The sequence below is a fragment of the Pseudarthrobacter sp. fls2-241-R2A-127 genome (genome assembly GCF_030209355.1).
Lineage (GTDB): Bacteria > Actinomycetota > Actinomycetes > Actinomycetales > Micrococcaceae > Arthrobacter.
Map to the genome: position 1 here is coordinate 66,334 of NZ_JARVSF010000041.1, position 22,877 is coordinate 89,210.

The 22,877-nt window shown below is 67.1% G+C and carries 22 protein-coding genes; 5 read left to right on the plus strand and 17 right to left on the minus strand.

Annotated elements, in window-relative coordinates; all coding sequences use genetic code 11:
- Positions 1 to 52 precede the first annotated feature (52 nt).
- The 10 genes from QRN53_RS19215 to truB form a co-directional block, all read right to left on the minus strand.
- Entirely contained in the window at positions 53 to 664 is a 612-nt protein-coding gene (locus tag QRN53_RS19215; protein ID WP_350224189.1) for a DUF1579 family protein, read from the minus strand.
- A 114-nt stretch (positions 665 to 778) separates the two neighbouring features.
- Entirely contained in the window at positions 779 to 2,122 is a 1,344-nt protein-coding gene (locus QRN53_RS19220) for a M16 family metallopeptidase (protein WP_285245401.1), read from the minus strand.
- Positions 2,123 to 2,234: 112 nt separating this feature from the next.
- Positions 2,235 to 4,493, minus strand: a complete 2,259-nt coding sequence (locus tag QRN53_RS19225) for a polyribonucleotide nucleotidyltransferase (RefSeq protein ID WP_285245470.1) — start codon at positions 4,491 to 4,493, stop codon at positions 2,235 to 2,237.
- Between the two features lie 242 nt (positions 4,494 to 4,735).
- The gene (rpsO, locus tag QRN53_RS19230) at positions 4,736 to 5,005 is read right to left on the minus strand and encodes a 30S ribosomal protein S15 (protein ID WP_285245402.1); all 270 of its coding nucleotides are present in this window, start codon (positions 5,003 to 5,005) and stop codon (positions 4,736 to 4,738) included.
- A 201-nt stretch (positions 5,006 to 5,206) separates the two neighbouring features.
- Complete coding sequence (locus tag QRN53_RS19235) at positions 5,207 to 6,466, minus strand: kynureninase (RefSeq protein ID WP_285245403.1); 1,260 nt, start codon at positions 6,464 to 6,466, stop codon at positions 5,207 to 5,209.
- Positions 6,463 to 7,317: a tryptophan 2,3-dioxygenase gene (gene kynA, locus QRN53_RS19240; protein WP_285245404.1), complete on the minus strand. Its 855-nt coding sequence runs from the start codon at positions 7,315 to 7,317 to the stop codon at positions 6,463 to 6,465. Before kynA ends, QRN53_RS19235 begins: the two co-directional genes overlap by 4 nt.
- 36 nt (positions 7,318 to 7,353) lie before the next feature.
- On the minus strand, positions 7,354 to 8,337 hold the full coding sequence (locus QRN53_RS19245; protein WP_285245405.1) for a bifunctional riboflavin kinase/FAD synthetase: 984 nt from the start codon (positions 8,335 to 8,337) through the stop codon (positions 7,354 to 7,356).
- A gap of 79 nt (positions 8,338 to 8,416) precedes the next feature.
- On the minus strand, positions 8,417 to 8,866 hold the full coding sequence (locus QRN53_RS19250; protein ID WP_285245406.1) for a hypothetical protein: 450 nt from the start codon (positions 8,864 to 8,866) through the stop codon (positions 8,417 to 8,419).
- Between the two features lie 15 nt (positions 8,867 to 8,881).
- Positions 8,882 to 9,235 (minus strand): hypothetical protein, encoded by a 354-nt coding sequence (locus tag QRN53_RS19255; RefSeq protein WP_285245407.1) that lies wholly within the window; start codon positions 9,233 to 9,235, stop codon positions 8,882 to 8,884.
- Between the two features lie 2 nt (positions 9,236 to 9,237).
- Positions 9,238 to 10,179 (minus strand): tRNA pseudouridine(55) synthase TruB, encoded by a 942-nt coding sequence (truB, locus tag QRN53_RS19260; RefSeq protein WP_285245408.1) that lies wholly within the window; start codon positions 10,177 to 10,179, stop codon positions 9,238 to 9,240.
- Positions 10,180 to 10,255: 76 nt separating this feature from the next.
- Here truB and QRN53_RS19265 point away from each other — a divergent pair, with 76 nt between their 5' ends.
- Positions 10,256 to 11,413: a pyridoxal phosphate-dependent aminotransferase gene (locus tag QRN53_RS19265; protein WP_285245409.1), complete on the plus strand. Its 1,158-nt coding sequence runs from the start codon at positions 10,256 to 10,258 to the stop codon at positions 11,411 to 11,413.
- 85 nt (positions 11,414 to 11,498) lie between these two features.
- On the opposite strand, the gene trxA is transcribed toward QRN53_RS19265, so the two are convergent.
- Positions 11,499 to 11,936, minus strand: coding sequence for a thioredoxin (trxA, locus tag QRN53_RS19270; protein WP_285245410.1), 438 nt, complete (start codon positions 11,934 to 11,936; stop codon positions 11,499 to 11,501).
- A gap of 2 nt (positions 11,937 to 11,938) precedes the next feature.
- Positions 11,939 to 12,421 (minus strand): nucleoside deaminase, encoded by a 483-nt coding sequence (locus QRN53_RS19275; protein WP_285245411.1) that lies wholly within the window; start codon positions 12,419 to 12,421, stop codon positions 11,939 to 11,941.
- A 173-nt stretch (positions 12,422 to 12,594) separates the two neighbouring features.
- Between QRN53_RS19275 and QRN53_RS19280 the strand changes: the two genes are divergently transcribed.
- Positions 12,595 to 13,722 (plus strand): ScyD/ScyE family protein, encoded by a 1,128-nt coding sequence (locus tag QRN53_RS19280; RefSeq protein WP_285245412.1) that lies wholly within the window; start codon positions 12,595 to 12,597, stop codon positions 13,720 to 13,722.
- Positions 13,723 to 13,787: 65 nt separating this feature from the next.
- Here the strand turns inward: QRN53_RS19280 and rbfA are convergent, their stop codons facing one another.
- The 5 genes from rbfA to rimP form a co-directional block, all read right to left on the minus strand.
- Positions 13,788 to 14,297 (minus strand): 30S ribosome-binding factor RbfA, encoded by a 510-nt coding sequence (gene rbfA / locus QRN53_RS19285; protein WP_285245413.1) that lies wholly within the window; start codon positions 14,295 to 14,297, stop codon positions 13,788 to 13,790.
- A gap of 318 nt (positions 14,298 to 14,615) precedes the next feature.
- On the minus strand, positions 14,616 to 17,516 hold the full coding sequence (infB, locus tag QRN53_RS19290) for a translation initiation factor IF-2 (RefSeq protein ID WP_285245414.1): 2,901 nt from the start codon (positions 17,514 to 17,516) through the stop codon (positions 14,616 to 14,618).
- A gap of 152 nt (positions 17,517 to 17,668) precedes the next feature.
- Positions 17,669 to 18,016 carry a YlxR family protein gene (locus tag QRN53_RS19295; RefSeq protein ID WP_285245415.1) on the minus strand — a complete coding sequence of 116 codons (348 nt, stop codon included), beginning with the start codon at positions 18,014 to 18,016 and terminating at the stop codon, positions 17,669 to 17,671.
- 179 nt (positions 18,017 to 18,195) lie between these two features.
- Positions 18,196 to 19,176 carry a transcription termination factor NusA gene (gene nusA / locus QRN53_RS19300; RefSeq protein ID WP_285245416.1) on the minus strand — a complete coding sequence of 327 codons (981 nt, stop codon included), beginning with the start codon at positions 19,174 to 19,176 and terminating at the stop codon, positions 18,196 to 18,198.
- Entirely contained in the window at positions 19,176 to 19,790 is a 615-nt protein-coding gene (gene rimP / locus QRN53_RS19305) for a ribosome maturation factor RimP (protein ID WP_285245417.1), read from the minus strand. The genes nusA and rimP overlap by 1 nt, the downstream gene beginning before the upstream one ends.
- 107 nt (positions 19,791 to 19,897) lie before the next feature.
- Between rimP and QRN53_RS19310 the strand changes: the two genes are divergently transcribed.
- The 3 genes from QRN53_RS19310 (at position 19,898) to QRN53_RS19320 (ending at position 22,875) form a co-directional block, all read left to right on the plus strand.
- Positions 19,898 to 20,989 carry a DUF4439 domain-containing protein gene (locus QRN53_RS19310; protein WP_285245418.1) on the plus strand — a complete coding sequence of 364 codons (1,092 nt, stop codon included), beginning with the start codon at positions 19,898 to 19,900 and terminating at the stop codon, positions 20,987 to 20,989.
- A gap of 82 nt (positions 20,990 to 21,071) precedes the next feature.
- Complete coding sequence (locus tag QRN53_RS19315; protein WP_285245419.1) at positions 21,072 to 21,839, plus strand: VIT1/CCC1 transporter family protein; 768 nt, start codon at positions 21,072 to 21,074, stop codon at positions 21,837 to 21,839.
- Between the two features lie 40 nt (positions 21,840 to 21,879).
- Complete coding sequence (locus tag QRN53_RS19320) at positions 21,880 to 22,875, plus strand: aminoglycoside phosphotransferase family protein (protein ID WP_285245420.1); 996 nt, start codon at positions 21,880 to 21,882, stop codon at positions 22,873 to 22,875.
- Positions 22,876 to 22,877: the final 2 nt, after the last annotated feature.

Genomic DNA, 22,877 nt, shown 5'->3' on the forward strand with positions numbered 1-22,877 from the left:
GCACGCGGGGTGGGGCCTTGACCGAGACCGGCGAAGCCTTGCAGGACGAACGCTAGGCCTTGTGAAAGACCGAGCGCATGAACGGCTTGTAGGCCGAACGCCTTCCGTCCGTGCCTGCTTCGGGAACGTCGTCTGCTTCCGCGGCGTCGCCTGATTCCGGGGAATCGCCTGATTTCGGGGTGTTGCCTGCTTCCGCGGCGTCGCCCGATTCCGGGGCATCGCCTGTTTCCGGGGCGTTGTGGCCGTCCTTGGCTGCTGACCTCAGCTCGGTGACGTGGGTAAGGACGCCCCCTTCCACCCAAATGGAGTGCCTCGTCCAACGTCCCGCGCCACGGCGTTCAACGCGGAGGACGTGGTCGTGCCAGGTGCAGCGGGCCGCGGTACCCGGTGGGGCGCCATGGTTGTCGATGTAGTACCAGAGCACGTCGTTATGGACGGGGTCGACGGTAAAGATGCCGTGCCCTTCAAAATGGCTGCCATCCGGTTCAGCGTGGCGGTAGCTCTGCACGACGCCCAGTCCCCCGGCCACCTGGCTGTAGGTCACTTCGGCATCCAAGCTGTGCTCAGGACCCCAGGGACCCGCAGCCACCAGGGTTTTGCCGCGCCAGTGGCCCAGCATGGCCAACAACGCCGGATGTCCGCGTTCGGGTGTTGGACTCAGCATCACCGCCCCACCTCCTGCCCGGGGACAAGCTGCTCACGGCCATTTGCCACGGGCATGCTGTAACTCAGGATGGACCTTTCAGCGCCAAGCCACCAGTGGCTTGGCGCCAGCGGGTTACAGCCCGAACGTCTCGGTCTCGTCGAACGGGCCCACCACGGTGACCGTGCGCGGGGCCGCAGCAAGTTCGGCAGCCAGTTCCTGGACCTGTTCCACGGTGACGGCCTTGATGAGGCGCAGCGTCTCGTCGATGTCCTGGTATTCGCCGGACACCAGTTCGGCGCGGCCCAGCCGGGACATCCGCGAACCGGTGTCCTCCAGTGCCAGGACGATCCCGCCGCCGAGCTGGCCCACGGCCTTGCGGAGTTCGTCTTCGGAGATGCCGTGCTCAGCGAGCTTGTCCAGCTCCACGCCCAGCAGGTCGACCACCTGCCGCACCTTGGACGGCGTGCAGCCCGCATACATGCCGAAGTAGCCGGCGTCGGCGTAAGACGAGGCAAAGGAGTACGTGGAGTACACCAGGCCGCGCTTCTCTCGGACTTCCTGGAACAGCCTGGAGGACATCCCGCCGCCCAGGACCGCATTCAGGACACTCATGACGTAGCGGCGTTCGTCCGTGGCAACGATCGTGGGGCATCCCATGATGATGTTCGCCTGCTCCACGGCCCGCTTGACCACGTGCAGGCCGGCGGTTCCGGTGATTAGTGCGCGTTCGGTGGAACGGCGCTGCACCGGCGCCGCGTCGGGCGTCAGGGACCAGCCCGCCGTCTGGAGTGCGTCAACTACGAGCCCGCAGACGACGTCGTGGTCCAGGCCGCCCGCAGCGGTGATGACCAGTTCCTCGGGCTTGTAGTACTTGCGGTAGTGCTCCCAGACGGAGTCGCGGGCCACTGCCTTGATCGCGGCGGGGGTGCCGCCGATGGGGCGGCCCAGCGGGTGGCTGCCCAGGACAGCGGCAACAAAATGCTCGTGTGCAACGTCGGTGGGGTCATCGCTGTCCATGGCGATTTCCTCCAGGATGACGTCGCGTTCCTGCTCCATCTCATCCGGGTCCAGGACCGCGCTGGTGATCATGTCCGCGATGACGTCGATCGCCATGGGCAGGTCCGAGTCCAGGACCCTGGCAAAGTAGCAGGTGCTTTCCTTCGCGGTAGCCGCGTTCGATTCGCCGCCCACCTCATCAAAGGCGGAGGCGATCTCCAGGGCCGTGCGGCGCTTGGTGCCCTTGAACAGCAGGTGCTCAAGGAAGTGTGTGGACCCATGCTGGCCGGGGGCTTCGTCCCGTGACCCGACGCCCACCCAGAACCCGATCGTGGCCGACCGTTGGCCCGGCATCGCTTCCGTCAGTACCCGCACTCCCCCTGGCAGCACGGAACGGCGGACCTCGGACCCGCCGTCGGAGCCATGGACCAGGGTGTCGCCGGCGTGGTTCTGCTCAAGCGGCAGGGGTACAACAGTCATTGAAGCCTTTCAGGACGGGCAGCCGGATCTGGCTGCCATCGTAACAGCGGCGGGACCGGTGGATCATCCACCGGTCCCGCCGATTCATGCTTATACCGGGAATCCCGGGCTGTTAGACGTCAGCGCCTTCAGCCGGCTCCGTGGCGTGGACGCGCTCGGTGTCGGCCGGAGCCTCTTCCTCAGCGACCACCGGTGCGAGCGAGAGCTTGCCGCGGTCATCGATCTTGGTGATTTCCACCTGGACCTTCTGGCCCACGGAGACGACGTCCTCAACGTTGTCCACGCGCTTGCCGTTGGCCAGCTTGCGGAGCTCGGAGATGTGCAGGAGGCCGTCCTTGCCCGGGGTCAGCGACACGAAGGCACCGAAGGTGGTGGTCTTGACGACCGTACCGAGGTAACGCTCGCCGATTTCCGGGACCTGCGGGTTGGCGATGGCGTTGATGGCGGAGCGTGCTGCGTCGGCAGACGGGCCGTTGGTGGCGCCAATGTAGACCGTGCCGTCGTCCTCGATGGAGATGTCGGCGCCGGTGTCTTCCTGGATCTGGTTGATCATCTTGCCCTTGGGGCCGATGACCTCGCCGATCTTATCCACGGGGATCTTCACGGCGATGACGCGCGGAGCGAACTCGGAAAGCTCGTCCGGGGTGTCGATTGCCGAGTTGATGACCTCGAGGATGTGCAGGCGTGCTTCGCGGGCCTGCTTCAGTGCTGCAGCCAGCACCGAGGCGGGGATGCCGTCGAGCTTGGTGTCCAGCTGGATGGCCGTGACGAACTCGGCGGTACCGGCCACCTTGAAGTCCATGTCACCGAAGGCGTCTTCGGCGCCGAGAATGTCGGTCAGGGCTGCGTAGCGGGTCTGGCCGTCAACCTGGTCGGAGACCAGGCCCATGGCGATGCCGGCGACGGCGGCCTTCAGGGGCACACCGGCGTTCAGCAGGGACAGGGTGGAGGCGCAGACGGAACCCATCGACGTCGAACCGTTGGATCCGAGGGCCTCGGACACCTGGCGGATGGCGTACGGGAATTCCTCGCGGGACGGCAGGACGGGCACGATGGCGCGCTCGGCCAGGGCGCCGTGGCCGATTTCGCGGCGCTTGGGCGAGCCCACGCGGCCGGTTTCACCGGTGGAGTACGGCGGGAAGTTGTAGTTGTGCATGTAGCGCTTGCGCGTCACCGGAGACAGCGAGTCGATCTGCTGTTCCATCTTGAGCATGTTCAGCGTGGTGACACCCATGATCTGGGTCTCGCCGCGCTCGAAGATAGCGGAGCCGTGCACGCGGGGCAGGACCTCGACCTCAGCGGTGAGCTGGCGGATGTCCGTCAGGCCACGGCCGTCGATGCGGACCTGGTCCTTGAGGATGCGCTGGCGCACAACGTGCTTGGTGACGGAGCGGAAGGCTGCGGACAGTTCCTTCTCGCGGCCTTCGAACTGGCCGGCGAGGCCCGAGAGGACCTCATCCTTGAGGGCGTCGGAAGCGTTGTCGCGTTCCTGCTTGTCGGCAATCTGGAAGACAGCGGCAAGCTTGTCGGCTGCAGCGGACTCGACGGCGGCGTATGCGTCGTCCTCGTAGTCCAGGAACACCGGGAACTCGACCGTGGGCTTGGCGGCGCGCGCGGCAAGATCAGCCTGGGCGTCGCAGAGTGCCTTGATGAACGGCTTGGCAGCCTCAAGGCCCTCGGAGACAACCTCTTCGGTGGGTGCGGTAGCGCCCTGTTCCTTGATCAGGTTCCAGGCGTTGTCCGTGGCTTCTGCCTCGACCATCATGATGGCGACGTCGTCACCGGCGACGCGGCCGGCCACAACCATGTTGAACACGGAGTTCTCAAGCTGGGAGTGCTTGGGGAAAGCAACCCACTGGGTACCGTTCTCGTCAGCGACCAGGGCAACGCGGACGCCGCCGATGGGGCCGGAGAACGGCAGGCCGGAGAGCTGGGTGGACATCGAGGAGGCGTTGATGGCCACCACGTCGTAGAGCTCGTCAGGGTTGATGGCCAGGACGGTCACCACGATCTGGACCTCGTTGCGCAGGCCCTTGATGAAGGCGGGGCGCAGCGGGCGGTCCATCAGGCGGCAGGCCAGGATGGCTTCGGTGGACGGGCGGCCTTCGCGGCGGAAGAACGAGCCCGGGATGCGGCCGGCAGCGTACATGCGCTCTTCGACGTCGACCGTCAGCGGGAAGAAGTCGAAGCCTTCACGCGGGTGCTTGCCGGCGGTGGTGGCGGACAGCAGCGCGGTGTCATCGTCGATGTACACCATGGCTGCGCCGGCTGCCTGCTTGGCAAGGCGGCCGGTTTCGAACCGGATTACGCGCTTGCCGAAACGGCCATTGTCAATGACTGCTTCCGAGAACTGGATTTCGGGACCCTCCAAGAGAGTCACCTCCGTTTCTGTTTTACGGAGATCCAGCCGCATCAACCCAGCCAGCATCTGTCTACTGGCCCTGCACCCGGTCATCGATCGAGACCCACGGGCCGCCGGCTTCAGTCAACGAAGCCGTTCCCGGGGATCACTACCGAGGACCGCGAATGCGTGATGCGGTTGATCCTCCTGTTTAATTTTTCATTTGAAGAAGGCGGCCCGTTCCAGATGGATTGGGCCGCCCTAAAGCCAGACTAGCGGCGCAGGCCGAGGCGCTCGATGAGCGAACGGTAGCGGGCGATGTCAGTCTTCTTGAGGTAGCCAAGCATGCGCTTGCGGCGACCAACCATGCCCAGCAGACCGCGCTGGGTGTGGTAATCGTGCTTGTGCTCCTTCATGTGCTCAGTCAGATCCTTGATCCGCTGGGTAAGGACGGCAACCTGGACCTCGGGTGAACCGGTGTCGCCTTCGGCGGTTGCGTATTCCTTGATGATGGACTGCTTTACAGCGGCGTCAAGTGCCACAATAACTCCTTGGGAATGTGCCGTGAGGGCCCAAGTCAGTAACTCACTGCCGGGTCTGCCGTGGTGGTCCCGCCCCGGTAAACCGAAAGGGGCCGCCAACAACAGGAACCAGCCGCCACGGACTGCAGCCGGATCCATCGTCCAGTTTACCGGCCCGGGCCTAACGTTGTCGAAACACGCGCGGCCGGCCGGGCGCCGGGGTCAGCCCTGCAGCCTGTCCCGGATGGCAGCCATGCCGTCAAGCACCTCGGCAAAGCTGGTGCTCAGGGGCGAAAGTCCCACCCGGATGCCGTGCGGGGAGCGGAAGTCCGGAATGACATCGCCGTCCCACAGCGCCTCCACCGTGGCCTTGGTGAAGCCGGCGTGGTCCACCGTGATGTGCCCGCCCCGCTCCCCCGGACTCCGTGGCGTGGCCAGTTCGGCGCCCAGGGGCGCCAGCCACGCGTCGAAGATTTCCACAGCGAAGGCGGTGAGGTCTTTGGACTTCGAACGGATGGCGGCCATGCCGGCTTCTTCGATGAGGTCCAGGGTTCCCTGCATGGCAATCATGCCGAAGATCGCGGGAGTGCCGCTGAGGAACCCGCGGATGCCGTCGGCCGGCTGGTAGCCGGCGGCCATTTCGAAAGCGTCCTTGCGTCCCATCCAGCCCCAGATCGGCTGGTTCAGCGAGGGCAGGTGGCGGGCATTGACGTAGGCGAACGCCGGCGAACCGGGGCCCCCGTTGAGGTACTTGTAGGTGCACCCCGCGGCGAAGTCCACGTCCGCGCCGTCCAGGTCGATCTCCACCGAGCCCGCGGAATGGCAAAGGTCCCACACCACCACGGCGCCGGCGTCGTGCACTGCTTTGGTAATGCCGGGCAGGTCAGCGAGGTGGCCTGAGCGGTAGGCAATCTGGCTGATGAGCACGACGGCGGTGCGCGGCCCAACAGCCTCACGCACCTGGTCAAGGGTCACCCCCGCGGCGGGGTCCGGCTCGATCCAGCGGAGTGTCAGGCCCTCCTCGAGGGCGATGCCCTCCACCAGGTAGCGGTCGGTGGGAAAGTTTTCGGTATCGAGCACCAGCTCGTTCCGGTCCGGGTCCTGCACGGCGGCGAGGGCAGCACGGATCAGCTTGTACAGCACCACGGTGGTGGAGTCGGCGACGATGGTCTGGCCCGCCGCTGCACCGATGACGGCCCGTCCCAGCTGGTCCCCGATGGTTTGCGGGAGGGCGAGCCATTTTTCGTCCCAGCCGCGGATCAGCCGGCCGCCCCACTCGTCCCGGACGAAGGCAGCGACGTCGTCGGCGGTGCGCTTCAGTGGCCTGCCCAGCGAGTTGCCGTCCAGGTAGGACAGCGGAGTGTCCGTGCCGATGAAATGGTCCCGGTAGTGCGCCAGGGCGTCTTTACGGTCCAGCTCTTCGGCGCGCTGCCGGAGCTCATCCGGGGCCACGCTTGCGGGGTTTTCCTGGTGGATGCTCATTGTCCGATCTCCGTCCTGACAGCGAATAGTTCCGGGAAGAACGTCAGTTCAAGGGCCTTCTGCAGGAAGGTCACACCGCTGGACCCGCCCGTGCCCGTCTTCATGCCGATGGTCCGCTGGACGGTGCGCAGGTGCCTGAACCGCCAGAGCTGGAAGTTGTCCTCCAGGTCCACCAGTTCCTCGCACGCCTCGTAGGCGGCCCAGTTGTCCGCCGCATTCTCGTAAATGTGCTTGAAGAGGGGGACCAGGTCCGGAGTGAACTCATGGGCCCGGGTCACGTCCCGGTCCAGGACCGCGGCGGGCACCTCGAATCCGTGCCGGGACAGGTACGCCAGGAACTCGTCGTAGATGCTGGGGGCGGCGAGCAGTTCCGCCAGCATGGCGTGTGCCTCGGGATCGGATTCAAAAACCGGCAGCATCTTGCGGTTCTTGTTTCCCAGGACGAACTCGACCGCCCGGTACTGGGCGGACTGGAAGCCCGAGGAATTGCCCAGGAAACCGCGGAACTGCGAGTACTCGGTGGGAGTGAGGGTGGCCAGCACGGACCATTGTTCGGTGAGCGTCTTCTGGATGTGCTTGACCCGGGCAATGCCCTTCAGCGCCGAGCCGAGGTCGTCCGCGCGGAGCCAGGCGGCGGCGCTGCGCAACTCGTGCAGGACCAGCTTCAGCCACAGCTCCGTGGTCTGGTGCTGGATGATGAACAGCATCTCGTCGTGGTGTTCGGGCTCGCTGACAGGCTTCTGAGCGCTGAGCAGCGTGGGCAACTGCAGGTAGGAGGCGTAGCTCATCCGCGAGCTGAAGTCGCGGACGATCCCTTGATCGAGCTTGCGGGTGTTCTTTTCGACTGACACGCACTGCCTTTCGTTGTTATGGCCCCGGCAAAGCTGTCAGCGGGCACCCAGAAGCTGATGGGCCTGCGCCACATCCAGCCGCATCTGTTCAACCAGAGCCTCAGGGCCACGATAGGCCACCATGCCTCGCAGCCGCTCCACGAATTCCACGATCACTGTCTGGCCGTACAGATCGAAGTCCTCCACGGCTTCCTTGGGCCTGTCGATAACGTGCGCCTCGACTTGCCGGCTGACGCCGTCGAACGTGGGGTTGGAGCCCACCGAGATCGCCGCCGGCCTGCGCGTTCCGGACTGGTCCACCAGCCAGCCTGCGTAGATGCCGTCGGCCGGGATCAGTCCCGTGGCGTTGGGAGCGAGGTTTGCGGTGGGGAAACCGAGCGCCCTGCCCCGTGCCGCACCGTGGACCACTTCGCCGCGCATGCGGTGGGCCCGGCCCAGCACGGCAGCGGCGGTGGCGACGTCGCCCGCCTGCAAGGCTTCACGCACCCAGGTGGACGAGCAGCGCCGGTCGGTGGCGTCGTCGTCATGCAGCGGGTAGCCCTCGGAGCCGAACTCGCTGATTACCTGGACCTCGAAGCCGAACTTTTCGCCAAGCGACTTCATGGTGTCCAGGTCACCTGAGTTGCCCCGGCCGAAGCGGGCGTCGTGGCCGATGACCACGCGGCTGGCATGCAGGCAGTCCACCAGGTATTGCTCCACGAATTCTTCGGCGGTCAGGCTGGCAAGGTCCAGTGAGTACTTGACCACCAGGACGGCGTCCAGGCCAAGCTCGCCCAGGGCCTCCAGTTTGTCCTCCAGGCCCATGATCAGTTCCGGCGCGGCCTCCGGGCGGTGGATCAGCGCCGGGTGCGGATCGAAGGTGATGGCCACGGCTTTGGCCTGCGCGAGGCGGGCTGAGCGGATCAGCTGGGACAGCACCTGCTGGTGGCCGCGGTGAACGCCATCGAAGTTGCCGAAAGTGACAACGGATGGGCCGAAGTCCGCCGGGACATCGGACGGATCGTTCCAGATGTAGACCATCACCCTCGCCTTAAGCTGCCTGCAAAAATCGGTGTTCCGGAGCCACGCCGGCCGCGGAACTCTTCAAGGTTACCCGGATTCACTGCGCCGCTTTGGCCTGCGACGGGCGGCGGCGGTAGAGCCACACCAGCCCGAGGACGGGCAGCAGCAGCGGGATGAAGCCGTAGCCGCGGCCGAACAGGGACCAGACGGTCTCGTGCGGGAACTGCACCGAGTCCAGGACGCTCAGTGTCCCCACCACCAGGACACCCGCCAGTTCCACCAGTACCGCCGCCACGGAAACCTTGAACCAGGTGGTCCCTGCTTTGGCAAGGGAGACTGTGGCCACCACGTATACCAGCGCCGCGAAGGCCGACAGGAGGTAGGCCAGCGGGGCCTCGGAGAATTTGGTGAGGATCTGGTATCCGGCGCGTGCCGTGGCGGAGATCGCGAAAACGCCGTAAACCGCGATCAACAACCTTCCTGGCCCGGTGTTCCGGGTGTTGCGGGCGGGTGCGTCTGCGGCCGGGCCGGCCTGCTGGTCTTTCATTGTGCTGCCTCCACTTCAGTACCAGATCTGGTTCATCCGCGCGGCCATCACCAATGCGGTGACGCCGACGGCGGCCAGGACAAAGTTGCTCCACCGGGTCCGTTCCAGGATGGACCAGTACGCCGCTGCCGGGGGCAGGAGCATGGCGGTGGCCATGTAGCCCCAGAATTCCCAGGTTTCACCCGCGATATGTTCGCCGGCGATAACCCGCACGATGGATCCCACCAGGTAGACCACGAGGGCCAGTTCCACGGCGGCGACGGAGAGGATGGTGACGTCGTTCGGCGCCTTCTTGAGGATTCCCGCGCCCAGGCAAAGCACCGTGGACACCAGGCCGACCACAAGGATGATCCAAAAATAGGCATCCACGTCTATGCCTCCGCGGGGGCGGTCGCGGCCGGGCCTGTGCCACTGCCGGGGGCAAAGACCAGCACCGGTTTGGCGTAGCTGCCCGCGTCGGCGAGCAGGGCCACCAGGGTGCCGTCAGGGGCGAAAGCTGCGGCCGGGTGTTCCGCCGTGGCCGCGCCGGGTGTGCCGGCGGCGGTTCCGGCCGCGATCCGCCGGCCGAAGGAGATTTCCGTCGTTTCCTCCGCACTCAGCTCCCGGTTGGGCATCAGGGCCCGGGCTGCCTGCGACATTTCCAGGACGGTAAGTTCCTCGGCGAGTTCCTCGAGGGTTCGCGCCTCGTCCAGCGAATAGGGGCCCACCTGGGTCCTGCGGAGCGCAGTGAGGTGGCCGCCGGTGCCAAGGGCGTTGCCGAGATCCCGGGCGAGGGCCCGGATGTAGGTGCCGGAGGAGCACTCGACGGTGACATCGAGGTCGATGACGTCCGCGTCCGGATCCCGCCTGACGGCATGGACCTCGAACCGGTGGATGGTGACTGGCCGCGCGGCGAGCTTAACGTCTTCGCCGGAGCGCACCCGTGCGTAGGCGCGTTCGCCGTTGACCTTGATCGCGCTGACGCTGCTGGGCACCTGCTCGATCGCGCCGGTGAGGGCTGAGACGCCGTCGTAAATTGCCTGCTCGTCCACGCCGGATGTGCCGGCCGTGGCGGTAACCTCGCCCTCGGCGTCGTCCGTCACGGTGGACTGGCCCAGCCGGATGGTGGCCGTGTAGGTCTTGGTGGTGCCCACGATGTAGGTCAGCAGGCGCGTGGCCTTGTTGATGCCGAGGACCAGCACGCCGGTGGCCATGGGATCCAGGGTTCCTGCGTGCCCCACTTTCCGGGTACCTGCGAGGCGCCGCATCCGGCCAACCACATCATGGCTGGTCCATCCCTGCGGCTTGTCCACTATTACCAGTCCAGAAAGCACGCCTCCCAGTATATCGGCGCTGGTTGGGACGCCCGCACGCCAGGCGGCAGCCGGCCGGGCAGCTAGGATGGCTGGCATGCCCGAGCTTGCCGCCCATGTCCGCGACGTGCCCGTCAACCAGATCCGCGAGATCACCGAGGCCGCCTGGCGCACCCCGGGCGCCCTGGTACTGAGCATCGGAGAGCCGGGCTTCCCGCTCCCCCGCCACGTCCTGGACGCCGGCATCGCATGCCTGGACCGGGATGAAACCAACTACACGCCGAACGCGGGGATCCCGGCCCTGCGCGAGGCATTCGCGGCCAGGTTCAGCCAGGAACAGGGCGTCGACATCGGCGCCGACCGGGTCTACGTGGTGTCCGGCGCGCAGCAGGGCCTGCACTTCGCCATGAGCCTGCTGCTTTCCCCCGGCGACGAGGTCCTGATCCCCAACCCGGGCTATCCCACCTTTGCCATGACCGGCAGGCTGCTCAATGCCGTGCCTGTGGAGTACCCGCTGCACCCGGACCACGACTTCCAGCCACGGGTGGCCGACGTAGAGGCCCTGATCACCAGCCGCACCCGGGTCCTGGTGCTGAACTCCCCATCGAACCCGCTCGGCGCCGTCCTGGGCGAAGACCTGGTCCGGGACCTGATGGACCTGGCCCGCCGGCACGATCTCTGGGTCATCTCCGACGAGTGCTACGAGGCTTTCACGTACGACGTGCCGCACGTGAGCCCGGCACGGTTCGACTCCAGCAGCCCGGCAGAAGCCCGCGTGTTCACCTCCCTGACCCTCTCCAAGACATACGGCCTCACCGGGCTAAGGATTGGCGCGCTTATTTGCCCGCCTGGCCTCAAGCAGAAGATGGACAACGTCATGGAGTCGATCGTTTCCTGTGTGGCGTCGGCCCCGCAGTACGCGGCGCTCGCCGCCCTGACCGGGCCGCAGGATTACGTCCGGCACGCCCACCAGCATTACCGGGAGAACCGGGACGCGGCCTCGTCGGTCCTGGTGGCCAAGGGGATCCGTTTCCTTCCGGCACAGGGTGCGTTCTACCTGTGGGCTGACATGTCCCACGTGACCGGAGGCGACGTACGCACCTGGGTGCGGCGTTTCCTCGCAGACTCAGGGGTGGCGCTGGCGCCGGGGACAGCGTTCGGCTCCATCGGCGAAGGATGGGTGCGGATCGCGTTGTGCGGCCGGAAGCAGGAACTCATCGAGGGCGTGTCGCGGCTTCCTGCCGCCTCCCGCTAGCTGCGCGCAGGACCAGCCGGCCGGCGACAGGTCCGGCACCGGCATGTGCGCAGTCCAGCGCTGGCGTCAGCCTTGGGCAGTAGCGTCAGCTTCGGGCACCGGCGAGTGCGCGGTCCAGCCAGGAGCGCAGGACGTCCGCCGGTGCCGCGCCGGCCTGGCGGGCCGCGACCTTGCCGTCGACAATCACCATGAGCGTGGGGATGGCCTGGATGTCGAACCGCCGGGACAAGCCGGGAGAGGTGTCCACATCCACCTTTACCAGTTTGATCTTCCCGGGCCGTTCCCGGGCCAGTTTGTCCAGGACAGGGCTGACCATCCGGCAGGGGCCGCACCATGCGGCCCAGAAGTCCACCAGGACCGGGACAGAGGATTGCTCGGCGACGGCGGCGAAATCCGCGTCACCGGCGGACACAATCCACGGAAGGTCCGCCTTGCAGTTGCCGCAGCGCGGATGCCCGGATGCCCGGGCGGGCACCCGGTTCGTCTTTCCGCAGGCGGGGCAGGCGATAAGTGCGGGGTCCATGGCTAGTAGTCCTTCCTGCCGGCGAAGGCGCCCCACGCCTGGAAGGGGAGGTCCGACGTCGTGATCTCACCCCGGGTGACCGGCATCAGGTCCGGCCTGGCGCCGTTGAAGTAGTCGTAGAAGAGGGCGTCATCGAAGCCGGCGGCCGCAGCCCCGTACCGGTCTGCGGCAAAGTACACGTGGCCGATCCTGGCCCACAAGGCCGAGGCCAGGCACATGGGGCACGGCTCGCAGCTTGCGTACAGCACGGATCCGGTGAGGTCGAAGTTTGCGGTGGCCGCTGCCGCTGCCCGGATGGCCACTACCTCCGCATGGGCGGTGGGATCGTTGTCGCGGGTGACGCGGTTGACACCGGTGTGGACCTGCCCGTCGGCGGTCACCACGACGGCGGCGAACGGTCCCCCGCCCAGGCCGACGTTCCGCGTGGCAAGGTCCACTGCCTGTTCGAGGTACGTCGAGGTGGTGCCGTGGTCTTCGGAGGTCATAGCACGATCCTAGCCACCGGGACTGCGAGGGGGATGAAAAGGGGGCAAAGAAGGGGAGATTCCCCCGGCGACAACCCGCGGGCACGAGCCTACGCTTGCCCGCGGGGGAAACATTTTGCCTCTACGGAGGCTTCCTATCCGGCCCGTCAAGGGCCTCGCACCCGGAGAACCCAATGAAAAAAAGACTCGCACTCTTAGCCTGTATCGCGGCCACCGCCGCTGCCATGGCGTCCGCTGGCCCCGCCTCCGCCTCCACCCGCACACCTGGTTACGATGTCCTTGCGGATGGACTCATCTCACCCCTGCATGTCAGTGCGGGGACCGGAAGAACCGTCCTGGTGTCCCAGGACTTTGCCGGGAACCTCACCAGCATCAGGAAGGACGGCTCCACTGCCGACCTGGCGACGGGTACGCCCCAGGGCTGGGAGGTGGCCGGTTCCGACACCCGCGGCAGCACCACGTATTACCTTGAAAGTGTGGGCGCCGGACAGGGAGACCCCGCCGCGCTGCACGGATACCTCAAGTCGATCGACTCCAAGGGCGACGTGGATACCATCGCCAACATTGCCGACTACGAACGGCGGCACAACCCGGACGGCTCCCAGCACTACGGGTTTGGCAAGGACGTCAGCGAACAGTGCCTTGCCGGTTGGCCCGCGTTCCCGCCGGTGAGGTACAAGGGCATTGTGGATTCCCATCCCTACGCCCTGGCGGTCAAGGATGACACCGCCTATGTGGCCGACGCGGGCATGAACGCCGTCCTCAAGGTGAACCTGAAGAACGGCGACATCGATACGGTCGCTGTCCTGCCGCCACGGACGGCCACCATCCCGGCGGGTTTGAAGATCCCGGTGGACATGCAGGGGAACACCATGACGGTGCCGGACTGCGTGGTGGGGCACAAGTACGCATTCGAGCCTGTACCTACCGATGTTGGAATCGGCCCGGACGGGATGCTGTACGTGACGTCGCTGCCAGGCGGACCGGAAGGTCCTGACCTGGGCGCCCGCGGCGCGATTTTCAAGATCAATCCGTGGAACGGTGACACCGACCTTTGGGCGGACCACATTCTCAGCCCCACGGGCCTGGCCGTGGCCGGCAACGGTGACGTGTATGTGGCGTCGCTGTTCGGCGGCGAGATCCTGAAGTTCACGTGTGAGGGCAGCCGTTCCCAATTCCTGGCGGTGAACATGCCGGCCGACGTCGACATCAGCGGCCATACGCTCTACGCCACGGCTGACGGGCTCGGGGATCCCGCGCAGCGGCCGTCCGGAAAAGTCATCAGGGCTGATCTGCATTAAGGATCCAGCACTGCTGGGTTAAAAGCGGCAGGGCCCGGGATCAGCTCCCGGGCCCTGTGCGCGTTCTACTTGTTGCTGTCCTCTTCGACGTCGCCGTCGCTGGTGAGGTCGGTGTCCTCTTCGTCGAAGTCGTCTTCGTCGATGTCGACGTCGTCGGACACGTCGGCCTTGTAGGGGTCGGCGTCGCCGGCGTGCTGCGCGTTGGCAGCCAGCGCGGCCACTTCAGCGTCACGCTTGCGGGCTTCCCGCAGCAGTTCCTCGAGGTTGGAAGCGTTGACCGGGATCTGGTCAGCCACGAATTCGAGGGTAGGGGTCAGCCGGACGGTGATGTTCCGGCCCACTTCCTGCCGAAGCACCCCCTTGGCCTTTTCGAGCCCCTTGGCGGCATCGGCCTGGACGGTCTCGTCGCCAAAGACCGTGTAGTAAACAGTGGCGTGCTGCAGATCATTGGTCACCCGGGCATCGGTGACAGTAATGCCCTCAAGCCGGGGATCCTTGGCCTTCCGGCCCAGAGCTTCAGCAACAACAACCTTAATCCGCTGCGCCAACTTGGCAGCACGTGCCGGATCAGCCATGAACAACTCCTATAAGAAGAAAAAAATTAGGGACGTACGACGGCGACGCCGCTACTTGGGCGATTACGTCGCCCCGCGTGGCGCGCGCCTTGGTGAGCCAGGGACGATGCCGTCGGGATCTTCCGGCGGCGCTTTGGAGCCGTGAAGGGGGCCCGGGAGTGGCATCGGGCCTGCCGGAGACGGGTGGCTGACGATCGCAGATCGCCGGCCACCCGTCGTAGGGGCGGGGCCCCCTTTACGGCGGAAAAGCGGGGGCCGCCGGAAAATCCAACGGCCCCGCACCTTTGCACTGCTGAGTCGCCTGCAGGCAGATCCAGACTAGACGCGCGGCTTCTCGCGCATCTCGAAGGTCTCGATGATGTCACCCTCGGTGATGTCGTTGTACGAGCCAAGACCGATACCACATTCGAAGTCCGTGCGGACCTCGGTGGCGTCGTCCTTGAAGCGCTTGAGCGTCTCGATGGTGAGGTTGTCGCCGATGATCTTGCCGTCGCGGCTGACCCGTGCCTTGGTGTTGCGGCGGATGATGCCGGAGCGGACGATCGAGCCGGCGATGTTTCCGAACTTGGAGGAGCGGAACACTTCGCGGACCTCGGCGGTGCCAAGCTGGAATTCTTCGTATTCCGGCTTGAGCATGCCCTTGAGCGCCGCTTCGATGTCATCGATTGCTGCGTAGATGACGGAGTAGAAGCGCATGTCCACTCCTTCGCGGTCTGCCAGTTCGGCAACCCGCTCGGCGGGCTTGACGTTGAAGCCGATGATGACGGCGGAGTCGACCGTTGCCAGGTTGACGTCGTTCTGCGTGATGGCACCCACACCGCGGTGGATGACGCGCAGCTGGACGCCTTCGCCGACGTCGATCTTGAGCAGTGCATCTTCGAGGGCTTCCACGGCACCGGAGACGTCACCCTTGAGGATGAGGTTGAGGGTGTCGATCTTGCCTTCGGCGACGGCCTGGTCGAAGTCTTCCAGGCTGATGCGCTTGCGGCGCTTGGCCAGGGCGGCGTTGCGGTCGGCTGCTTCACGCTTCTCGGCGATCTGGCGGGCGGTGCGCTCGTCAGCGGTCACGAAGAAGGTGTCGCCGGCGCGCGGCACGTTGGACAGACCCAGCACCTGGACGGGGCGGGACGGGCCAGCCTCGGTCAGGGCGCTGCCGTCGTCGTCGAACATCGCACGGACACGGCCGTGGGCCGTGCCTGCCACGATGGTGTCGCCGACGCGCAGGGTGCCGGACTGGACCAGGACGGTGGCAACAGCACCGCGGCCCTTGTCCAGGTTGGCTTCGATCGCGATGCCGCGGGCGTCCTTGTTCGGGTTGGCGCGCATGTCCAGGGCGGCGTCCGCGGTGAGCAGGACGGCCTCGAGCAGCTCGTCGATGTTGAGGTTCTGGCGGGCAGAGACCTCAACGAACATGGTGTCGCCACCGTATTCTTCCGGAACCAGGCCGTACTCGGTCAGCTGGCCGCGGACCTTGTCCGGGTTGGCGCCTTCCTTGTCGATCTTGTTCACGGCTACGACGATCGGCACGTTGGCCGCCTGGGCGTGGTTGAGCGCCTCAACGGTCTGCGGCATCACGCCGTCGTCCGCCGCGACCACCAGGATGGCGATGTCGGTGACCTTCGCACCACGGGCACGCATGGCGGTGAACGCCTCGTGGCCCGGGGTATCGATGAAGGTGATCTTCCGGTCGTTGCCCTCGTGGTTGTGGGTGACCTGGTAGGCACCGATGTGCTGGGTGATGCCGCCGTGCTCGCCCGCCATGACGTCGGACTTGCGGATGGCATCGAGCAGCCGGGTCTTACCGTGGTCGACGTGGCCCATGACGGTGACAACCGGAGGACGTGCCTCGAGTTCGTCGTCGCCCTCGGCCTCAAGCTCGGCATCGAAGTCGATGTCGAAGCCGGAGAGCAGCTCGCGCTCCTCGTCTTCCGGCGAGACGACCTGCAGCTTGTAGCCCAGCTCCTCGCCCAGCAGTGCGAAGGTTTCCTCGTCCAGGGACTGCGTGGCCGTGGCCATTTCGCCCAGGTGGAAGAGGACCGTCACCAGTGCGGCGGGGTTTGCCTCGATCTTGTCGGCGAAGTCCGTGATGGACGAGCCGCGGCGGAGCCGGATCACAGTGTTGCCGTCGCCGCGGGGTACGCTCACGCCACCCAGCGACGGGGCACTCATCTGCTCAAGTTCCTGGCGCTTGGCGCGCTTGGACTTGCGCTGCTTGCCACGGCCTGCGCCGCCCTTACCGAAGGCACCCTGGGTACCACCGCGACCGCGGCCACCCTTGCCGAAGCCACCGCCGGCCGGAGCACCGCCGCCTGCGCCGGGACCACCGGTACCGGGAGCGCCGCCAGGGCGTCCGGGTCCGCGGCCGCCGCCGGGACGGCCTGCACCTGCGGGTGCGGGACGCTCGGTGCGGTTGGGCATCATGCCGGGCGTGGGACGGGGACCGCCGGGGCGCGGTGCGCCGGGGCGGGGGCCGCCGGCACCGGCTGCGGGACGGGGTCCACCGGCACCGGCTGCGGGACGCGGCCCACCGGGACGGGGGCCGCCGGCACCGGCTGCGGGACGGGGACCACCGGGGCGGTCGCCGTCGCGGCCGCCGCCGGGACGGGGCATGCCCTGGGACGTGGCGAAGGGGTTGTTGCCCGGACGCGGAGCGCGTTCACCGTCTCCGCCGCGGCCACGGGGCATGCCCTGTGAGGTGGCGAAGGGGTTGTTGCCCGGACGGGGACCGCCGGGACGGGGACCGGAGGCACCCGGCGTGGAACCACCCGGACGGGTGGCGGGAGCCGGGGTCTCTGCCTTGGGGGCAGGGCGGGCGCCGGGCTTGGCGCCCGTGGACGGAGCCGCCGGAGCGGCAGGCGCTGGGGTTGCAGCCGCGGGGGTTGCAGCTGCGGAAGCTGCCGGGGCAGCCTGGGCAGGTGCGGCCGGTGCCTGCGCCGCGGGGGCCGGAGCCTTGGGCGCAGCCGGGCCGGGGGCCGGTGCTGAAGGACGTGATCCTGCTGCGGGTGCGGGCGCCTTGGGGGCGGCCGCGGGCGTCGCGGCAGGGGCCGCTGACTTGGCAGCGGCGTCGGGGAAGGCGTTGCGCAGTTTCCGCACAACGGGGGCCTCAATGGTGGATGAGGCGGAGCGAACGAATTCGCCCAGTTCCTGCAGTTTCGTCACTGCATCTTTGGAAGTTATACCGAGCTCTTTGGCGAGCTCATGTACGCGGACCTTGGCCACATTTCTCCTGTCTCGGTCCGCACCGAGCCAGGCACGAACCGTCTACTTCTTACTGCGGACCCCAGCCGCTGATACTGCGGAAGGGCCCATTGCAGAGCGCAACAAAGTTGTCATCGTTACGCACTCATCGCTGGGAACTCATCGGGTTTCCATCAGATTTCTGACCCGCTTTCAGGTTGGACGATTGGTGTTGCAGCCGCCGCGGCGACGTCAACGGCCGGGCCTGACGTGATCCGGTGTTCAACGGCGGCGGTCCCGGTCGCGCCCGGAAAGGCACGTCCGAATGCTCGCCGCTTGATCGCCAGAGCCAGGCACGTTTCGTTGGGGTGCAGCCAAGCACCCCGGCCAGCCATCCGGCGTCGTTCATCCACCAGGACAGCGGATGACCCGCTGCCTTCGGCGACGAGCCGGAGCAACTGCGACCGCTGGCCTTTCTTCCGGCATCCGATGCAGGTACGTTCGGGCTGACTCCCGGTGGAAAGCACTTCTGCCACGGTCATCGTCCTGACGTTCACTCTGCTGGCCCGGAATACCTGCCTCCGGGATTCCGGAAAACTGGCATGCACAAGGCACACGGCTGCCGGCCGTTAGGCGCGGTCTTATCTATTCTAGCCCCTTTGGGCCATTCTGCCCGAAACCGGGTGGCTGCCGGAGTCCGCCAGCCACCGGCCCCGCCAGGTTATTTGTCGCGGGGCGCCGCGGCGTCGGAGACGATGTCGATCCGCCAGCCGGTCAGCTTGGCCGCCAGGCGTGCGTTCTGGCCTTCTTTGCCGATGGCCAGGGACAGCTGGTAGTCCGGGACCACCACCCGGGCGGACCGGGTTGCTTCGTCGGTGATGGTGACGGAATTCACGCGCGACGGCGAGAGGGCGCTGGCGATGAAGGTTGCCGGGTTCTCGCTGAAATCGACGATGTCGATCTTTTCGTCGTTGAGTTCGGTCATGACGGCACGGACCCGGGACCCCATTTCACCGATGCACGCTCCCTTGGCGTTGATCCCGGGAGTGTTGGCCTTCACGGCGATCTTAGTGCGGTGTCCGGCCTCGCGTGCCAGCGCAACGATTTCCACTGAGTGGTCGGCGATTTCGGGCACTTCGAGTTCGAAGAGCTTCCGGACCAGGCCCGGGTGGGAGCGGGACAGCGTAACCGACGGGCCCTTGGTGCCGCGGTGGACGTCGATCACCAGGGCGCGCAGGCGGTTGCCGTGGACGTACTTTTCCCCGGGAACCTGCTCCGGCGGCGGCAGCAGCGCTTCCAGTGAACCGAGGTTGACTTGGATCATTTGCGGGTTGTTGCCCTGCTGGATGGTGCCGGACACCAGTTCACCTTCGCGGCCCTTGAATTCGCCCAGGACGTTGTCGTCCTCGACGTCGCGGAGCCGCTGCAGGATGATCTGGCGCGCGGTGCTGGCAGCGATCCGGCCGAACCCCTCGGGGGTGTGCTCGAATTCGCCGATCGGAGCGCCGTCGTCGTCAATCTCGACAGCCCAGATGGTCACGTGGCCGCTCTTGCGGTCAAGCTCGGCCCGCGCTTTTTCGAAGGCGCCGGGCGACTTGTGGTAAGCCACCAGGAGCGCCTGCTCGATGGTGGGGATCAGGAGGTCCAGCGGGATTTCACGCTCACGCTCCAAAAGTCTCAGTGCGCTCATGTCAATATCCATCAGGCCTCCTCGGAAGGTCCATTGTGTTCAGGTTCCAGACCATCCTCGGAGAGGTGGCTGAATTCGATCTCGACTTTTCCGTTGCGGATCCTGTCGAAAGGAAGCTTTACGGGTTCGCCCTGCCGGGGCTTCATGCCCTTCTTGACGGCGACCTCGGGGACCAGGGTCACGCCGTCGTCGTCCACCGACTGGATGCGCCCGGTGACGTTCTCACCCTGGAGTACGTTGACCTTGACCATCCGGCCACGGGCGCGGTGCCAGTGCCGGGGTTCGGTCAGGGGACGCCCGACGCCGGGTGAGGACACCTCGAGGTCGTATGGGCGGGTGTCTGCGCCAGGGTCGCTGTCCAGGATGTCGGAGAGCACCTTGGAGATGTCGGCAATGATGTCCAGGCTGACGCCGCCGGTTTCCTCCTGCGGCAGGTCCACCACGACGTTGACCACCCGGTGTGAGCCGGCGATGTTGATGGCCACGTCCTCAAGATAGAGCCGGTTGGCCTGGACCGCGGGCTCCAGGAGAGTCCGGAGCCTGGCGGCTTCGGGGTTGTGGGCCGGTGCGGATCCGCTTCCCGTACCGGTGTGGTCTGGTGAAGCAGTGGCTTCTGCATTGCTCACGATGCCGGCCGCCCTCCCTATAGATGATGTGGTGTCTACTAGCGTAGCTATTTTACCGGCCCAGTGGTGCACCGGGGTGCCCCCGCAGCGTGACACCATGGTCTGTTGTGAACGACCGCCGCGACGACAACCACCTGCCCTTGCGCCCGCTCCGCTTTGCCGCGGCCGCCCTGGCGGCGCTGGTTGTCCTGAGCCTCGGTTTCGCCCTGGTTCCCGCGGAAAAAACCGCACCGGCCAAGCCCGGCTTTTCGGAGCAGGCCAGGGCGGCGGCGCTCAGCGACGCCCTGGAGTTGCGGGCTGCGGGACAGGGCCTGGCTGCCGGCGGGACAGTGGATTCCACCACCTTGGACGGCGTTGTGACGTTGCTGACCATCCAGGCCAGGGCACTCCAGTCCCCCTCGTCCGCACCTGTTGCGTCCCCGGCCCCGTCCCCATCGCCGGTCGCGGCCAACCCTGCCACGGGGGTGGCCGGATTGGTCCAGGCACTCGCTGCCAGCGGCGCCGCCCGTGTCAAGGACGCAGAAGGGGCCGACGGCGGGATGGCACGCCTCCTGGCCGGGACCGGCACCGCCCAGCTGCTCACTGCCGGGAGGCTCGCTGCGGCCGCGGGAGTGCCGGCCCCGCAGGTCACGTCCGCAATTCCGGACGCGGAAGTCTCCGGGGCTGCCTCCAGCGCGTCCCCTTGCGCGGCGCCGCCTGCAGCGGCAGAGTCCACCGGGCCCGGTGATCCTGCGGATGCGCGCCAGGCCTTGGCCGCCGTAACCGCCGTCGAGCAGCAGGCCATCTACGCCTACCAGGCGGCCCTCCCCCGCCTCGCGCCGGCGGACGCCGGGCCGGCGTCGGAATTCCTGGGCCAGCACAAGAGCCTCGCCGCGTCCGCGGAAGACCGCCTCCGGGGTGCCTGCGCTGCGTCCGTGCGGCAGCAGCCGGGTTACCTCCTCGATGCCGGCTTCCTCTCCGCACCGGTGGCGGGATTGGGCCGGATCGAAGCTTCCACCCTGACCGCTTACGGTGATGCCGTGGCACTGTCCCGCGGCCAGGACAGGGCTTGGGCGCTGGGAGCGATGCAGTCAGCGGCAGCCCGTGCCGCGCGGTGGGGTGTGGACCCGGGACCGGTGCCTGGACTCATCCTGGATGTGGGACAACTGCCTGCCCTGGATGCCGGCGGCCCCGCCGTGGCCTCACCCGCAGCATCCTGAACACGGGCTGCCCCTCCCGCATTGATTTCAAGGCAAGCGCCCGGGGCTGGTACCCGCGCGTCCGGAATGGTTTGCTGAAGGCATGAACGCGGACGAACCGGCCGATGCCCGGGGCACCAATCCCGGAACCCCTGAGTTGAACGGCCACAGTGCAACAGAACCCCACGGCGTCGATACAGCCCACCGGCTGAACTGGCTGCGTGCCGGCGTGCTGGGAGCCAATGACGGCATCGTCTCCGTGGCGGCGATCGTGGTGGGCGTGGCCGGGGCCACCGCGGGATCCGGGCCCATCCTGACAGCGGGCGTCGCCGGCGTGGTGGGCGGTGCGGTGTCGATGGCATTGGGCGAGTACGTTTCCGTCAGCAGCCAGAGCGACAGCCAGCGGGCCCTCATCGAAAAGGAGCGCCGGGAACTGGCTGAATCACCGGACGAGGAACTGGCCGAGTTGACCGCCCTCTACCAAGCCAAGGGCCTGCGCCCGGAGACGGCAGCCAAGATGGCCAAGGAACTCACGGCCCGTGATGTTGTGGCCGCGCACCTGTCCGCAGAGCTCAACATCGACGAAACGGATATTGTCAGTCCCTGGCATGCAGCGTTCGCCTCGGCGCTCGCCTTCACGATCGGTGCCATCCTGCCCATGCTGGCGATCCTGCTTCCGCCGCCGGACCTCCGGATCCCGCTGACCTTCGTATCGGTCCTAGTGGCCCTGGCGTTGACGGGAGCCCTGGGGGCATGGATTGGCGGCGGCTCCAGAACCAAGGCGGCTGTCCGGGTAGTCGTGGGCGGCGCCCTGGCACTGGCGGCAACGTTCCTCATCGGCAACCTGCTCGGAGCCTCGGGCGTTGTCTGACCCGGTCACCCGGGGGCACGCCGTATGCATCCCTCCGGACTTGGAGGCCCGTTACGCACGCACCAGCGCGGGCCGGGCATGGATCTCCGCCCTGCCCGGGCTGCTGGCGGACCGCCTGGCGCAGTGGCGCCTTGAGGTCGACCTGGCACCGGGCAGCCTTTCCTGGAGCGGGCACGGCGGCATGGTGGTCCCGGTCAGGCAGGACGACGGATCCCCTGCGGCCCTCAAGGTCGCGTTTCCCCACGACGAGGCCCAGGTGGAGCGCCACGCGCTGGCGCTCTGGAACGGCCAGGGGGCGGTGGCCCTGCTGGCCTCGGACCCGCGTTCGTGTTCCATGCTCCTGGAACGCCTTGACGCCGGCCGGTCCTTGGCTGCCCTGGCCATGGACGACGCCGCGCCGGTGTGGGGCGGCCTGGTCCGGCAATTGGGGCTGGCCCCGGACCACCGCGCACAGTGGCAGGAGTTCGGCCACATCGCCGCGCGGGCGGAGCAGTGGAGCGACGACTTTCCCGCGGACTGGGAGGAGCTGGGACGGCCTTTTCCCCGCTGGCTGCTGGAGGCGGCCCTGGAGGTGTGCCAGACCCGCGGCGCGGTGGGGCGGAGGTCTTCCCGGGACCTTCTGGTGCACACGGACCTGCATTTCCTGAATGTCCTGGCCCGTCCGGGGACCTCAGCACCGAATGGACCACACCTGCGGGACGGCTATGCGGCCATCGACCCGCAACCAATGATCGGCGAACCGGAATTCGCGGTCGCTCCCCTGCTGTGGAACCGCCTGGCGGACCTGCCGGTTCAGGATGCCGGCCGCGGCCTGCTGCGGCGGTGCGGCGACTTCAGCACGGCCGCCGGCCTGGACCCGGACGTGGCCCGGCAGTGGGGTATCGCCAGGGAGGTGGACAACGCGCTGTGGTACGCCGCGCACGGGCACCACGGTGACCTGGCCAGGTCGCTGTGGGTGGCCAGCACCCTGGCCGGGAGCACGCTGGACGTCCTGCCGCATCCGCACGCACTGCCGGAGCCGGGCCAGGGCGGTTAAGA

Bases quoted from the DNA above. Each gene is read 5' to 3' on its own strand.
- QRN53_RS19220 (WP_285245401.1), bottom strand. From the start codon at position 2,122: ATGACTGTTGTACCCCTGCCGCTTGAGCAGAACCACGCCGGCGACACC.
- QRN53_RS19215 (WP_350224189.1), bottom strand. From the start codon at position 664: ATGCTGAGTCCAACACCCGAACGCGGACATCCGGCGTTGTTGGCCATG.
- QRN53_RS19315 (WP_285245419.1), top strand. From the start codon at position 21,072: ATGAACGCGGACGAACCGGCCGATGCCCGGGGCACCAATCCCGGAACC.
- nusA (WP_285245416.1), bottom strand. From the start codon at position 19,176: ATGGATATTGACATGAGCGCACTGAGACTTTTGGAGCGTGAGCGTGAA.
- QRN53_RS19275 (WP_285245411.1), bottom strand. From the start codon at position 12,421: ATGACCTCCGAAGACCACGGCACCACCTCGACGTACCTCGAACAGGCA.
- QRN53_RS19250 (WP_285245406.1), bottom strand. From the start codon at position 8,866: ATGAAAGACCAGCAGGCCGGCCCGGCCGCAGACGCACCCGCCCGCAAC.
- QRN53_RS19265 (WP_285245409.1), top strand. From the start codon at position 10,256: ATGCCCGAGCTTGCCGCCCATGTCCGCGACGTGCCCGTCAACCAGATC.
- QRN53_RS19235 (WP_285245403.1), bottom strand. From the start codon at position 6,466: ATGAGCATCCACCAGGAAAACCCCGCAAGCGTGGCCCCGGATGAGCTC.
- trxA (WP_285245410.1), bottom strand. From the start codon at position 11,936: ATGGACCCCGCACTTATCGCCTGCCCCGCCTGCGGAAAGACGAACCGG.
- QRN53_RS19280 (WP_285245412.1), top strand. From the start codon at position 12,595: ATGAAAAAAAGACTCGCACTCTTAGCCTGTATCGCGGCCACCGCCGCT.
- QRN53_RS19295 (WP_285245415.1), bottom strand. From the start codon at position 18,016: ATGACCGTGGCAGAAGTGCTTTCCACCGGGAGTCAGCCCGAACGTACC.
- QRN53_RS19245 (WP_285245405.1), bottom strand. From the start codon at position 8,337: ATGGTCTACATCTGGAACGATCCGTCCGATGTCCCGGCGGACTTCGGC.
- rbfA (WP_285245413.1), bottom strand. From the start codon at position 14,297: ATGGCTGATCCGGCACGTGCTGCCAAGTTGGCGCAGCGGATTAAGGTT.